This is a genomic window from Chryseobacterium sp. HNCC26DJ240 (assembly GCF_057180485.1).
The window spans coordinates 236970-250565 of the sequence record NZ_JBXUGK010000003.1; the positions used below are offsets into that span (position 1 = coordinate 236970).

General features: G+C 35.4%; 15 protein-coding genes. 4 read left to right on the forward strand and 11 right to left on the reverse strand.

The genetic code is table 11. The features are described from left to right. Positions 1-143: 143 nt before the first annotated feature. From AC2A1G_RS07215 to AC2A1G_RS07245, 7 genes are all read right to left on the reverse strand, one after another. Positions 144-656, reverse strand: a complete 513-nt coding sequence (locus AC2A1G_RS07215) for a DUF6973 domain-containing protein (RefSeq protein WP_484046246.1) — start codon at positions 654-656, stop codon at positions 144-146. Positions 657-797: 141 nt separating this feature from the next. Further along, on the reverse strand, positions 798-1652 hold the full coding sequence (gene accD / locus AC2A1G_RS07220; RefSeq protein ID WP_484046247.1) for an acetyl-CoA carboxylase, carboxyltransferase subunit beta: 855 nt from the start codon (positions 1650-1652) through the stop codon (positions 798-800). Positions 1653-1755: 103 nt separating this feature from the next. Continuing rightward, positions 1756-2826 (reverse strand): class II fructose-bisphosphate aldolase, encoded by a 1071-nt coding sequence (gene fbaA / locus AC2A1G_RS07225; RefSeq protein WP_484046248.1) that lies wholly within the window; start codon positions 2824-2826, stop codon positions 1756-1758. 70 nt (positions 2827-2896) lie between these two features. Next, positions 2897-3763: an NAD kinase gene (locus AC2A1G_RS07230; protein ID WP_484046249.1), complete on the reverse strand. Its 867-nt coding sequence runs from the start codon at positions 3761-3763 to the stop codon at positions 2897-2899. Position 3764: 1 nt separating this feature from the next. Further along, entirely contained in the window at positions 3765-4415 is a 651-nt protein-coding gene (locus AC2A1G_RS07235; RefSeq protein ID WP_484046250.1) for a CBS domain-containing protein, read from the reverse strand. Positions 4416-4753: 338 nt separating this feature from the next. Beyond that, positions 4754-5290 carry an RNA methyltransferase gene (locus tag AC2A1G_RS07240; RefSeq protein ID WP_484046251.1) on the reverse strand — a complete coding sequence of 179 codons (537 nt, stop codon included), beginning with the start codon at positions 5288-5290 and terminating at the stop codon, positions 4754-4756. A gap of 201 nt (positions 5291-5491) precedes the next feature. After that, positions 5492-6373 carry a bestrophin family protein gene (locus tag AC2A1G_RS07245; RefSeq protein WP_484046252.1) on the reverse strand — a complete coding sequence of 294 codons (882 nt, stop codon included), beginning with the start codon at positions 6371-6373 and terminating at the stop codon, positions 5492-5494. A gap of 523 nt (positions 6374-6896) precedes the next feature. Here AC2A1G_RS07245 and AC2A1G_RS07250 point away from each other — a divergent pair. The 4 genes from AC2A1G_RS07250 (at position 6897) to mutS (ending at position 11420) form a co-directional block, all read left to right on the forward strand. Beyond that, entirely contained in the window at positions 6897-7781 is an 885-nt protein-coding gene (locus tag AC2A1G_RS07250) for a cupin-like domain-containing protein (RefSeq protein ID WP_484046253.1), read from the forward strand. A 29-nt stretch (positions 7782-7810) separates the two neighbouring features. Continuing rightward, a complete protein-coding gene (locus tag AC2A1G_RS07255) occupies positions 7811-8299 on the forward strand; it encodes a hypothetical protein (RefSeq protein ID WP_484046254.1) in 489 nt (162 codons plus the stop codon). A gap of 20 nt (positions 8300-8319) precedes the next feature. Further along, positions 8320-8739 carry a hypothetical protein gene (locus AC2A1G_RS07260; protein WP_484046255.1) on the forward strand — a complete coding sequence of 140 codons (420 nt, stop codon included), beginning with the start codon at positions 8320-8322 and terminating at the stop codon, positions 8737-8739. A 92-nt stretch (positions 8740-8831) separates the two neighbouring features. Continuing rightward, positions 8832-11420, forward strand: a complete 2589-nt coding sequence (gene mutS / locus AC2A1G_RS07265) for a DNA mismatch repair protein MutS (protein ID WP_484046256.1) — start codon at positions 8832-8834, stop codon at positions 11418-11420. A gap of 10 nt (positions 11421-11430) precedes the next feature. Here mutS and AC2A1G_RS07270 read toward each other — a convergent pair whose 3' ends face one another. The 4 genes from AC2A1G_RS07270 to AC2A1G_RS07285 are packed head-to-tail and all read right to left on the reverse strand — an operon-like array spanning position 11431 to position 13548. Continuing rightward, positions 11431-11865 (reverse strand): energy transducer TonB, encoded by a 435-nt coding sequence (locus AC2A1G_RS07270; RefSeq protein ID WP_484046257.1) that lies wholly within the window; start codon positions 11863-11865, stop codon positions 11431-11433. Between the two features lie 15 nt (positions 11866-11880). Continuing rightward, on the reverse strand, positions 11881-12333 hold the full coding sequence (locus tag AC2A1G_RS07275; RefSeq protein WP_484046258.1) for an energy transducer TonB: 453 nt from the start codon (positions 12331-12333) through the stop codon (positions 11881-11883). A 14-nt stretch (positions 12334-12347) separates the two neighbouring features. Beyond that, complete coding sequence (locus AC2A1G_RS07280; RefSeq protein WP_484046259.1) at positions 12348-12794, reverse strand: energy transducer TonB; 447 nt, start codon at positions 12792-12794, stop codon at positions 12348-12350. 34 nt (positions 12795-12828) lie between these two features. Beyond that, positions 12829-13548 carry an energy transducer TonB gene (locus AC2A1G_RS07285; protein ID WP_484046260.1) on the reverse strand — a complete coding sequence of 240 codons (720 nt, stop codon included), beginning with the start codon at positions 13546-13548 and terminating at the stop codon, positions 12829-12831. Positions 13549-13596: the final 48 nt, after the last annotated feature.

Below are 13596 nucleotides of genomic sequence, written 5' to 3' on the forward strand. Positions count from 1 at the left end.
AAGTGATGAAATATAATTTCTGTTGACGTGAAGAAATTCCCAGAATGTTTGTCGTTCAGTAGGAATCACAGGACAATTTTTTTTTAAAATAATAATTTAGGTTCCTACGGAATGACAAACTATGTGAATAGTGAACATAAAAGTTATTTTTCATCCAAATAAACCAACTCGTCCGCAAAATCATCATCCAAACTTTTCAAAACCTTTGCGTTGGCAGTCTTCTTTTGAAGTTCTTCAATAAAGAAATTTTTCTCAAAAAACTGGCGGTGAATTCCCGGTAAAAGTTCCATAAAATAATCCATTCCGATCTTATTATTGTGGAGATCCATTTTGGTTTCCAAAGGTTCGTTGGGAAATAATTCTTCGTGCAAATCTGTAATTTTTTTGCAGAAATTCAATGCTTTTTCGGGCGAGGAAATTTTGCTGCAGTACATCATAATCAAACAGCACCAAAATGCGTGTCTGAAAGCATTTCCTTCCCCGTTTTTAGATGCCGTTTTAGGATATAGTTTTTGAGCGATTGAAAAAGCTTTCACCGTCGCATAAAAACTCATAATCGAAAAAAGAGGATGCGGCAAAACGGCCGATGAGAGTTTAAGAATCTTCTTTAAACTCATGCTTTTTATGGTGTTGAAAATTACTTTAAAAGTCCTCATAGGTTGGCGTTTGGCTTATTGCTCTTGGCTTTTAGCTTTAAAATTATTCCGTATAAATTTTAAATAACAGCAAATGAATTATCACCAAAAATAAAAATCTCTCCCGTAATAGAGAGAGATTGTATGATTTTTAGTTTAAACTTAAGCTTTAACGGCTAATAAATTTACTGTTTTAGAAACTACTTCTTTGATTTCAGTTCTTTTAACAATGAAATCTACGAAACCTTTTTCCTGCAGAAATTCTGAAGTCTGGAAACCTTCCGGTAAATCTCTACCAATGGTTTCACGGATAACTCTTGGACCTGCAAATCCGATCAGTGCTTTTGGTTCAGCCATAATAATGTCTGCAGTCATTGCAAAAGATGCGGTAATTCCACCGAAAGTCGGGTCACACAGATAAGCGATGTATAAAAGTCCTGCTTCTGAAAGCTGAGCCAGTTTCGCCTGCACTTTTGCCAACTGCATCAAAGAATATGTTGCTTCCTGCATTCTCGCTCCGCCAGACTGACAGATAATCATGTACGGAAGTCTTTTTTCGATACAGTAATCAATCGCTCTTCTGATTTTTTCACCCATCACAGAACCTAAAGATCCTCCGATGAACGCAAAATCCATACATGAAACCACCATTTCAGTCCCGTTTACGGTTCCTACTCCGTTTCTGATCGAGTCGGTAAGTTTTGTTTTGGCTTTTACTTCTTTCAGACGGTCGGTGTACGACTTGGTGTCCTTAAAGTTGAGCATATCTATACTTTCAACATTCGCATCCAGCTCAGTGAATTTTCCTTCGTCAAAAAGAATACTGAAAAACTCAGCACTTCCGATTCTTACGTGAAATCCGTCTTCAGGAGATACGTAGTTGTTTTTCTTCAGTTCTTCATGTTCCACCACTTTTCCAGACGGAGTCTGATGCCAAAGCCCTTTCGGAACATCTTTTTTCTCGTCGGTAGAAGTGGTAATATTTTGTGCTTTTCTTTTAAACCAGTCGAATGCCATATTGTTGATTTGAAATTATTGATTTGAAATTTGAAATTCGGGTTTATCAGGAAATTTTCATTTCAGACAATCTCAAATTTCAAACCTCAAATCTCAAATTAATTTATTTTAAAGTATTTACATTATTTAAATCTTCAAATGCCTGAACCAATCTCTTAGAGAAAGTTTCTTCTCCTTTTCTGATCCAAACTCTTGGGTCATAGAATTTTTTGTTCGGCTTTTCTTCGCCTTCAGGGTTACCGATTTGAGTTTTCAGATATTCTACGTTGTTTACCATGTAATCTCTGATTCCTTCTGTGTAAGCAAACTGAAGATCGGTATCGATATTCATCTTAATTACCCCGTAATCAATCGCTTCTCTGATTTCTTCTAAAGTAGAACCTGAACCACCGTGGAATACGAAATTAATCGGTTTGTCAGCAGTTCCGAATTTCTCCTGAACAAATTTCTGTGAATTATCAAGGATTTTTGGAGTTAAAACTACGTTTCCTGGCTTGTAAACACCGTGCACATTTCCGAAAGCAGCAGCAATCGTGAAGTTATCAGAAACAGCTTTTAATTTTTCATAGGTATAAGCTACATCCTCAGGTTGAGTGTACAGTAAAGAGTTATCAACGCCAGAATTGTCAACACCATCTTCTTCACCTCCGGTTACACCGATTTCAACTTCCAAAGTCATTTGCATTTTTGCCATTCTTTCGAAGTAATGAGCAGAAGTCTCAAGGTTTTCTTCCAAAGACTCTTCAGAAAGATCCAACATGTGAGAAGAGTAAAGTGATTTACCTGTTTGTTTGAAGAATTCTTCGTTAGCGTCCATCAAACCGTCGATCCACGGCAATAATTTCTTTGCAGCGTGATCGGTATGTAAAATTACTGTCGCTCCGTAAGCTTCAGCCAGAGTATGAATATGTCTTGCTCCAGCGATACCACCTAAAATAGCTGATTTCTGAGCGTCATTGCTCAATCCTTTTCCAGCGTTGAAAGATGCTCCACCGTTAGAAAACTGAATGATTACAGGTGAGTTTAATTTTGCTGCAGTTTCCATTACTGCGTTGACGTTGCTGGAACCGATTACGTTCACTGCAGGTAATGCAAATTTGTTTTCTTTAGCGTACTGAAAAATATCTGAAACTAACTGACCTGTGGCAACTCCTGCCGGAAAAATTCTGCTCATGTTTACTTTTTATATAAAATTAGGGTATGTTTGAAAAATTCTTGTAAAGGTAATAATTTTTAAGAAATTACTAATTTCTTTTATCGCGTCCCCAAAGTAGCTTCTGGCGGATGGTTTCGTAGAAACTTAAATTATTCGGCTGTACCAGTAACAGCTGGAAACTTGCCTTTCTGATCACAATTTCCTTATCGGTTTCAATATGAATTAATCTTGAATCTAAAGAAAGAGAGTATTGCGGAACCCGGCTTTCTACTTTAAACTTAATTTCAACTTTATCGTTAACAACCAAAGGTCTTACATTTAAATTATGCGGCGCAATTGGAGTAATGACAAAATTTTCGTTGTTTGGAGAAATAATCGGTCCGCCACAACTTAGAGAATAAGCCGTAGAACCCGTTGGCGTAGAAACAATCACACCGTCGCCCCAAAAAACGTTGAGAAATTCATTATTGATATAAGAATCTACCGTCACCATGGATGTCGTTTCTTTTCGGGAAATCGTCACATCATTTAAAGCATACGGAAAAAATTCGTCAGACTTTGGAGAAACCACTTCGATCACCGATCTTCGGCTGGTTTTTACATCACCTTTTAAAATAGAATCGAGTTCTTTGAAGGCTTCCTCTTTGGTAAAACTTGCTAAAAAACCCAGTCTTCCGGTATTTACACCTACGATGGGAATTTCAAGATCTTCAATGAAAGTCAGGGAATTCACAATCGTTCCGTCGCCTCCGAAAGTAAAAAAAAGATCCACTTTTTTCTCGATAAGATCCTGTTTGTTGCCAAAAGTCTCAAATATTTTTGAAAATTGAAGTGCCTCAGCCATTTCGTCAAACAAAACAGATTTTACGCCTCTGCTTTCCAGTTCAGAAATAAATTTGCTTAAATATAAAAAAGTATCAAGATCTTTTTTCTGAGAATATATGGCTGCCTTCATATTATATTTCGATAAATTTTTGTAAAAAACCTAAGCGGTCTTTGAAGAGGTCTGTTTTCTCATCAGAATAATATTTTTCTACAATTCGGTAATCATAACGGTCAAAAGTAGCGTCGATGGAAGCTAAATTTTCGTTGCTGATTTTAATAGTAATGTGAATAAATTCGTCAGACATAAAACTGATAAATCCGCCATAGAACTTAGAATTGTTGCTCTCGACGATGTTGGCAATTTCGGTCATTGAATATTTTCTTGCCGGAGTTTCTATCGTTAAAGTAGCACCGGTTTCCGAAAACAGAGGGTATTTTGAAAAAGTCTGAAAAACATCATCACAACAGATGTAGCCCAGATATTTTTCGTTTTTATTGATCACAGGAATCACATTCGCATTGAATGTATAAAACAGACGAATACTGTCCATGATATTATTATCCTCCAGAATCGCGAAGCGCTCGATCTGATGTTCGAGGTTTTTCAAAGTTCCTTCTTCTTCATAAAGAAAGTCTTTGGCGATGGCTCCGTAGAAATGGTGTGATTTTTTGATGAAAATATGCGTATATCCAAATGCTTCTAGGGTTTCCCTAGCCGATTCTACAGAGTCAGTCAGATGAAAACACGGAAAATCTTTTGAGATATAGTCCTTGATAAACATTGTGCTAATTTATAAAATTAAAAACGAAACCTTCCTGCTTTATTGCAGTTTTTTTTCATGAAAATAAAAAAAGTGAAATAAAAATTTGCCTGTAAAGAAATTTGAAGTACCTTTGTCGCCTTTCATTTTTACTTTTTATTAGATTTATTTCAAACTGCACTGTCTTTTGACGGACGCAGTTTTTTTATTTTAGAGCCTATACTGATTTTCAAATCTAAATTTTTGTGCTTCTTTTTTAAATACTGACTGCTTTTAAGTTTGCAAAGGCGTTTGACTTCGTCGAACCTTCGATTTCACTCAGCAAAAACCTCAAAGTTTTAATTACAAATATTTGCTACTTATTTAATTCCTAAAGCTTTCGCGAACTCCCACATCACAATTCCGCCACAGACACTTACATTTAAAGAATGCTTCGTTCCCAACTGTGGAATTTCAATAAAAGCATCAATATTCTGAAGCGCTTCATCGCTGATTCCTTCTACTTCATTTCCTAAAATGACGGCGTACTTTTTTGTTTTATCAATGGTGAAATCAGTAATCATCGTGCTGTTGGTGGTCTGTTCGATTCCCACCACTTCAAATCCCTGACTTTTTAAATCATTGATTGTGACATTAATATCTGCTTCATGTGACCAATCAACGCTCTCGGTTGCTCCCAGAGCAGCTTTGTGAATTTCACGGTGTGGCGGTTGCGGAGTAATTCCACATAAAATGATTTTTTCAACCAAAAACGCATCTGCCGTTCTGAAAGTTGCACCTACATTGTGCATACTTCTGATATTATCCAAAACCACCACCAACGGAATTTTCTCAACTTTTTTAAAAGTTTCTACATCAATTCTGTTGAGTTCTTCCAGTTTTAATTTATTGACCAAAATAATTTGTTTATTTCTTATTAGTATTTACGAATTCTTCTTTCTGAATGGATTTAAAAATTCATTCTAAATTTTTCAGCATTTAAGCTAACATTTACGAAACGCTTCGACAGGCTCAGCGTGACATCTCTAACAAAAAAAGTTTCATAGTGTCAGGCTGAGCTTGTCGAAGCCATCAATTTTAGTTGCATCGCATATTAACTATTCTCTTGCACCCATTATCTGATGCACATTTCTCTCAATATTCTGCGCAATCGTCTCCATCGGAATATCATTTTCATCATTATTAAAAGGATCTTCAATTTCCTCTGCAATCAGTTCCAGACTCATCAACACATAATATACAAAAACCGTCAGCGGAATCATAAATAATCCAAGATTGATCACATACGCAATCGGCAGAGCCAATACATATAAAATGATGAATTTCTTTATAAATGAAGAGTATGAATACGGAATCGGCGTGTTTTTAATTCTCTCACAGCCTCCACAAACATCCAGAAAACCGGAAACCTGCGTGTCTAAATACAACATTTCAACATCCGAAATTTTTCCTTCTTTTTTAAGTTGATATAATTTTTCAGTAAGCTGAATCATCAGATCATTGGGTCCGTGATTTTTTAATGAATTTTTGATTTCCGAATAATCCTCATCCAAAGCGAGCCTCGTCGATTCCTGAGAAAGATGTTTTGCTAAAAGATGTGGGAAAAACTTTAAATATTTTGAAATCTGATCAGCAGATTCTCTGTCGTCTTTAAGAACAGTATTGATTTTGATGGCAAAATTTCGGGTATCGTTCATCAGTTTTCCCCACAGTTTTCGTCCTTCCCACCATCGGTCATACGCCGTATTTGTTCTGAAAACCAAAAGCAAAGACAGCACAAATCCCAATAAAGAATGAATCATTCCCACATTGCTGACCTTCGATTTTGACGTTAAATGTAAATATTCAATCTCAAGATACTGGATTCCGTAAGAGTATACTGCCATCAAAACCATCGTCGGAAACAAAATTTTCAGCGTATCACTTCTGTGCAAGCTGATGAGGATCTTCAGGAAATTTTTGGTGTTGTAAACTCTCATGGCTGATGTGCTTTTTGCAAAGATAAAATATTCGGTTTATTGTTTCGTGGAATTTTAAAGTTAAATCTCTCATTTGGATGAAGCTAACACAGCAGATTTTTTAATTGTTATTAGGCCATGAATGCAAGAATTTTTTATCGCTTGTTACTGAAGTTGTAATCTAAATAACTCGTTATTTATTAAATGATGAGTATTTAAAATTGTATTTCCTTGCTAAATGAAATGCCATTGTTTGTCTTAAAAGAGAACCCATTTAAAAACTTTGTCTATCCTTGCGATAATAGCCGCAGGGATAAGCAAGGAATTTAAGCTATAATAATTAAATAAAGGTAACCAAAGCCGTTTCACTACTTTTCGAAAGAAAAATTTAAAATACACAAATCAATAGTATTCGTGCATTCGTGGCAATTTTATTCACAATCATCCGTGCAAATCTGTGAAATCTGTGAGAACTATTTTTACTCCAAAATTTTCCCAAATTTCAAAAAAACACTATTTTTATTTTTCATTAAACCCAAAACAGATGATTCTCGAAAACGTAGATGTAGTAAGCGACATCAGCAAAGAAGATTTTCAGGAAAATTACTTCAAAAAACAGAAACCACTTCTTATAAAAAACTATGCAAGCCGATGGGAAGCCTACGACAAATGGAATTTCGATTTCATTAAAGAAAAAGCGGGGGAACAGGAAGTTCCTTTGTACGACAATAAGCCTGCCGATTCTAAAAAGAGTTCTGATGCTCCTGTAACGAAGATGAAAATGAAAGATTACATCGATACGATAAAATCTAAACCTTCTGACCTGCGTATTTTCTTTTACATCATTACCGACCGTCTGCCGGAATTGCTGAAAAATTTCACGTATCCCGATTTGGGAATAAAATTTTTTAAAAGACTTCCGACTTTATTCTTTGGAGGCAGCGAAGCTCATGTTTTGATGCACTACGATGTAGATTTGGGAGATTTCATGCATTTTCATTTTGAAGGAAAGAAAAGAATTTTGTTGTTTGACCAAAAGCAATCGAAGTTTTTGTATAAAGTTCCGTTGTCAGTGCACACAGTTTACGACATCGATTATGAAAATCCTGACTACGAAAAATTTCCTGCACTGAAATACGCAAAAGGTATTGAGATTTTTATGGAACATGGGGATGCACTTTTTATTCCCGGTGCATTCTGGCATTTCAACAGATATTTGGAACCCGGTTTTTCAATGTCGCTCAGAGCATTACCAAATAAACCGAAAGTTTTTGCCAATATGCTGTACCATGTTTTCATTATGCGCTACACCGATAAAATTTTACGAAAACTATTTAAATCAGAATGGGTTGATTACAAGCAGAAATGGGCTTACGAGAAAGCGACAGAGGCTTTGGAGAAACATTTAAGTAAAAAAGGTAAGAATTAGTGTATTGAAACTTTTCCCGTTTATAAAAAATGGATAAAAAATTTACTTTTCAGAAACACATTTTAATTGTTGGAAAAACAGAAAAAGAAAGACATGAAAGTCTTACTCAAATTCTTGAAAATAATAATCTTGAATTTATTAGATTTCCTAAGTCGATGAAATCATTTTCTGATTATCTAAATGTAATTCAAACAAAAAAACTATTCTCACCGTTTTACGAAACGAAAGGGAAATATAATGATAACCAAATCTTTGACTTTCACATTGATTGGATTGCAGAAAATAATTGCCTTTTTGTTTTTGAAGAATTTCAATTTGTTGATGATAAATTTGGCTTAGAAATAATGCGAATTATGATTAATAATTTGGAAGCTAATCAGCAGTCAGCGACCAAAGTTATGATAACTTTACAGGATGAAACTGGGTTAATCGATAGTCTTACCGAAATTGTAAATAAAACTGAATATAAAACGAAAGCTCAGGTATTAGAAAGTAATATTCAAATTATTGCATTATAAAATCACACTTAAACAATCAAATGTTCGAAAAATATTTTAAAGATGATGTGATAAGAAATGAATTTAAAAAGCAATTCATTTCACTTTGGCCAGGTTGGCTTGGCAAAGAAAACTATCATCAATTGGATGAAGTCACAGAGGCTGATTGGTCTAAATTTAATTCTTTAATAAAAATTATTTTCAAACATTATAAGATGCAGGGTGTTGATTTAAAAGAAAAGAAATTAAATGACATTAATAATATTGAAGAAACACTATCTAATTACGAAGAGTCAATGACTAAAACGTCAAATGATTTTTCAATGTATATAATCCCAGAGTTAGAATGTATAATATCTGAAGATTGGGATTATACATTAATCATTTGGTATACAAATAGAAAGGTTATCGAAAACCTGCAACCATTTATTGAAAAATCTGGATTGTATCATTTTACTTAATAACATAAAACTTCTGTGGGAAACTAAAATCAACATTTCCCTCCTTCTTTTTTATTTCCTATTTTTACCAACCCAATTTTAAGTATATCTCAATGGCAAAGGCGACGAAGAAAGAGACCCCGTTAATGACGCAGTACAACACCATCAAGGCGAAATATCCTGATGCGCTGCTGCTTTTCAGAGTGGGCGATTTCTACGAAACTTTTGGGCAGGATGCTGTGAAAACTTCGCAGATTTTAGGAATTGTTCTTACGAAAAGAGCCAACGGCGAAGGGCACATCGAGCTGGCGGGATTTCCGCATCATTCAGTGGATTCTTATTTGCCTAAATTGGTAAGAGCGGGAATTCGTGTGGCAATTTGCGACCAGTTGGAAGATCCAAAAACTGTAAAAGGAATTGTAAAACGTGGAGTAACAGAATTGGTTACGCCGGGAGTAACGTTCAACGATCAGGTTTTGACTTCAAAAAAGAATAATTTCCTGCTTTCGCTTCATAAAGAAAAAGAAAAATACGGAATTGCTTTGGTCGACGTTTCTACAGGAGAATTTTTGGTGAGTGAAGGTAATTTAGATAAAATTTTACACATCATCAGCACCTTTGATCCGAGTGAAATTATTTATCAGCGAAGTGTACAGATTCCCGAACAGCTGAAAAACAGGAATGTCTTTAAACTGGAAGATTGGGCTTATCAATACAATTTCGCTTACGAAAAACTCACCAATCAATTTAAAACCAATTCCTTAAAAGGTTTTGGAGTTGAAAGTTTGCCTTTGGCAATTACTGCTGCAGGAGCCATTTTCGCTTATCTGGTTGAAGATACGCATCACAAGTTATTGGCACACATTACCAAGATTCAGATTATTCCGCAGGAAGATTATTTGATGATGGATCATTTTACGCTGAGAAATCTTGAAATCGTTTACCCAAGCCATCCGAAAGGGAAATCTCTTTTAGATATTATCGATAAAACTTCCACTCCGATGGGTGGAAGATTGTTAAGAAGAAGAATTATTCTGCCTTTAAAATCGGTTGAAGAAATCGGGAGACGACTTTCGTTAATCGATTTTTTAAACGAAAACGATAATCTTAAGTACGAAATTTCCCAACTGTTGAGAGCTATCTCAGATTTGGACCGTTTGATGGGAAAACTGGCGGCAGAAAAGATTTCACCTAAAGAATTAGGTTATCTCCGTCAAAGTCTGATCAATATTCAGAAAATCAAAGGATTGCTTCATTCTCATGCCGATGTTTTAGCTTGGTTGGAACCTTTAAATTCATTGGACGATTTGATTCAATTGCTTGAAAATCATTTGAATGAAGAACTTCCTGTAAATCTTGCGAAAGGAAATGTGATTAGACAAAATATCTCCGAAGAACTCGATCATTTACGAGGTTTGCAGAATAAAGGTCGTGGTTTTCTGGACGAAATGTGTCAGCGTGAAGTGGAACGCACCGGAATTACCAGTCTGAAAATCGATTTTAATAATGTTTTCGGATATTTTATTGAAGTAAGAAATACACATAAAGATAAAGTTCCGAGCGATTGGATCAGAAAGCAGACGCTTGTAAACGCAGAAAGATATATCACTGAGGAATTAAAAGAATACGAAAGCCAGATTCTTGGCGCTGAAGAAAAAATCAGCGTTTTGGAAAATCAACTGTACCGAAAAGTTTGTTCGGATACGATGATTTACATGGACAGAATTCAGGAAAATTCAAATATTATTGCACAGCTCGATGTGGCAGTAGGTTTATCTGAACTGGCGGTTTCTGAGAGCTATACAAAACCCGTTTTGAATGACGGATTTAAAATCGATTTAAAAGAAGCCAGACACCCAATCATTGAAAATGCACTTCCTTTGGGTGAAAAATATATTCCGAATGATATATTTTTAGATAAGGATTCTCAGCAGATTATTATGGTTACCGGTCCCAACATGGCGGGTAAATCTGCAATTCTCCGTCAGACCGCGATTGTCTGTTTAATGGCTCAGATTGGAAGTTTTGTCCCTGCAAAACACGCTGAAATTGGCGTTTTAGATAAAATTTTTACAAGAGTTGGAGCCTCAGATAATATTTCTGCCGGAGAATCAACTTTCATGGTAGAAATGAATGAAGCAGCCTATATTTTAAATAATATTTCCGATAGAAGTTTGATTTTACTGGATGAAATTGGTCGTGGAACGTCAACGTATGACGGGGTTTCGATTGCGTGGGCGATTGCAGAATACCTTCATCAACATCCCACACAGGCAAAGACTTTATTTGCAACGCATTATCATGAGTTGAATGAGATGACTGTGAATTTTGAACGGGTTAAAAATTTCCACGTTTCCATTCAGGAGAATAAGGGAAATATTATCTTTTTGAGAAAACTGGTTCAGGGTGGAAGTGAACACAGTTTCGGTATTCACGTCGCAAAACTTGCCGGAATGCCATCAAAAGTGGTCAACAGAGCCAATGATATTTTGAAAACTCTTGAAGCGAGTCGCACTCAAGGTGGTTCAACTGAAGGCGTAAAAAGAGTGACGGAAGAAAACATGCAATTGTCTTTCTTTCAATTGGATGATCCTGTTTTGGAAAATATCCGGGAAGAACTTACGAAAATTGACATCAATACTTTGACACCAATTGAAGCTTTGATGAAGCTGAATTCGATTAAGAAGATGATTGGGAAGTAGTTGAATATCTTTATTTGTTACTAAAGGTTATTGTTAATGGTATTTTGAACCTGCAACGTACTTTCTCGCCATTCATGATACCAGGAGTCCATTTTTGCTTAATTTTTAAAAGTGCTCTTTCCGCTTCCTGATTAAAGGTAAGATTATTTCCGACAGACTTTACGTGTTCTATCGTTCCCTCTTTGCCGACAATAAAAATGAGAGTACAAAACTCCTTATCAGCAGTGGTCACTATTTTCCTCATTCTGAAATTATCTGCAATCATATTTCTCAAAGCATCAACACCCAAAGGAAAAGTTGAAGGTTGCTCGGCCTCCATACTTACTTTTCCGTTTCTGTCTTTCAGTGCCAATTCATTAAGCTGACCATAATCTCTGATAGAATCCTGCCCGAAAATAATTCCGCTAAAAAGCAACATCAGAAATATTGTAATTTTATTATTCATAGAATGACTTAGAAATTAATCTGCTTCAACAATTATTGTTACAGGGATCTGCTTCTTTACCTTCACTAAATAGCCGTTTTTTTTCCCGGGAACCCATTTACCTTTGACTTGTTTTGCTGCTTTTTTAACTTCATGATTAAAAGTTTCATTTGTGCCATCCACTTTAATTTCTGTGATAGTTCCATCTTTTTCTACGGTGAAACTGAGAATTGCTTTAAGAGTTTTTTCACCCTTTTTTTTAATTTTTACTGAATGCAGTATGATTGCATCCTCAACTTTCTTAGAAAAACCTTCATTTCCATGAGGAAAATAGGCATCATGGTCGGGATAATCATAGCAAACAGTTACTAATGCAATATCATCAATATTCTTCGCTTTATGAGGTGTAGTGGGCGGTGAATCTTGTGCAAAAGAAATTCCCGATATCAGTAACGCCAACAGCACTATGATTTTTTTATTCGTAAACATCCTGAAGACCGCTCTTATTTAACATTCATTGTAAACGGGATATTGAACCGGCTTCTCACATTCTCGCCTTTATATTTTCCGGGTTTCCATTTTTTTCTAATAGTTCTGGCTGCTCTGTATATTTCTTTGTTGAAGTCTTCATTTGCGCCTGTGGTTTTTATACCTGTCATGCTTCCATCTCTTTCAACCGTAAAAGAAATAAAACATTTAAATACCTTTTCACCCGTCTCGGTTTCAAAACCTGCACTATCAGTATTTTCTCTAATTGTACTTTCGAAAGCGACCACTCCACCTGGAAACTCAGGCATTTTATCTGGTTTGTCGTAGATTTTTGTTATATCTGCTTTTAAATCCGGGCTGTGAGTTGAAGGCGGTGGCGGAACAGGGCTTGAAGTATAAATATTTTGTCCAAAAGCAAAAATGCTCATTGATAAGCTTAGAATAGAGAATAATATTTTCATTTTTTTAATCATTTTAATTTTCATTCCAAACTTATCAAAATTTTACCGGAAATCTGAATCTTACATTTTGTCCATCAAACTTTGCAGGAGACCATTTTACAGAATGCTTTTCAATCGCTTTTTTTATTGCCTCATTTTTTTCCTGACTGTCACCAGAAATTTTCACATCAGATAAAGTTCCGTCGGTTTCTATGATAAAACTTGCGGTAAAAGTATAGCTTTCAATAGAATTACCTACTTCACTTTTAATCAAACTTTTAAAATTTTCTACTCCTCTTGGATACCACGGCAACTGCTCTACAACTTCATAGAGTTTTTTGTTGTCCATTTTCTTTCTTCCAAATAGGTTGGGAGCACTATTCGTTCCTTTTAGAACAACTGATTTTGAAACTGAAGTTTCCACATGATAACGAACTTTTTTGCCTCCGTTCCCGGCACTTTTCCACTTAATATTCAGCGTTTTAAATGCGCGTACAACTTCAGCATTAAAAGCTTTGTCATCACCTGAAGATTTTATCGCAGACATGCTGCCATCCTTTTCTATAATAAATTCTACATTGGCAAAATAATCTTTGTCGGAAGCTAATTCTGAGAGGTTTAAATTTTCAAATAAATCTTTCTTAAAAGCAGATTTGCCAACGTACTGCGGCACAATGTCGGCTTGCTCATAAGGCTCTTCATTGCCATAGATTTTTTCCTGTCCCCAGGAAAATCCGAAAACAAAAAGACTGCAAAAAAGTATAATATTCTTCATTTTTTCAAAATTAGAAATTTAAAAATAAAAAACGGCATCAATAATTGA

Excerpts from the sequence above, each read along its gene's own strand:
- AC2A1G_RS07215 (WP_484046246.1), bottom strand. The coding sequence starts at position 656 with ATGAGGACTTTTAAAGTAATTTTCAACACCATAAAAAGCATGAGTTTA.
- accD (WP_484046247.1), bottom strand. The coding sequence starts at position 1,652 with ATGGCATTCGACTGGTTTAAAAGAAAAGCACAAAATATTACCACTTCT.
- fbaA (WP_484046248.1), bottom strand. The coding sequence starts at position 2,826 with ATGAGCAGAATTTTTCCGGCAGGAGTTGCCACAGGTCAGTTAGTTTCA.
- AC2A1G_RS07230 (WP_484046249.1), bottom strand. The coding sequence starts at position 3,763 with ATGAAGGCAGCCATATATTCTCAGAAAAAAGATCTTGATACTTTTTTA.
- AC2A1G_RS07235 (WP_484046250.1), bottom strand. The coding sequence starts at position 4,415 with ATGTTTATCAAGGACTATATCTCAAAAGATTTTCCGTGTTTTCATCTG.
- AC2A1G_RS07245 (WP_484046252.1), bottom strand. The coding sequence starts at position 6,373 with ATGAGAGTTTACAACACCAAAAATTTCCTGAAGATCCTCATCAGCTTG.
- AC2A1G_RS07250 (WP_484046253.1), top strand. The coding sequence starts at position 6,897 with ATGATTCTCGAAAACGTAGATGTAGTAAGCGACATCAGCAAAGAAGAT.
- AC2A1G_RS07255 (WP_484046254.1), top strand. The coding sequence starts at position 7,811 with ATGGATAAAAAATTTACTTTTCAGAAACACATTTTAATTGTTGGAAAA.
- AC2A1G_RS07260 (WP_484046255.1), top strand. The coding sequence starts at position 8,320 with ATGTTCGAAAAATATTTTAAAGATGATGTGATAAGAAATGAATTTAAA.
- mutS (WP_484046256.1), top strand. The coding sequence starts at position 8,832 with ATGGCAAAGGCGACGAAGAAAGAGACCCCGTTAATGACGCAGTACAAC.
- AC2A1G_RS07270 (WP_484046257.1), bottom strand. The coding sequence starts at position 11,865 with ATGAATAATAAAATTACAATATTTCTGATGTTGCTTTTTAGCGGAATT.
- AC2A1G_RS07275 (WP_484046258.1), bottom strand. The coding sequence starts at position 12,333 with ATGTTTACGAATAAAAAAATCATAGTGCTGTTGGCGTTACTGATATCG.
- AC2A1G_RS07280 (WP_484046259.1), bottom strand. The coding sequence starts at position 12,794 with ATGAAAATATTATTCTCTATTCTAAGCTTATCAATGAGCATTTTTGCT.
- AC2A1G_RS07285 (WP_484046260.1), bottom strand. The coding sequence starts at position 13,548 with ATGAAGAATATTATACTTTTTTGCAGTCTTTTTGTTTTCGGATTTTCC.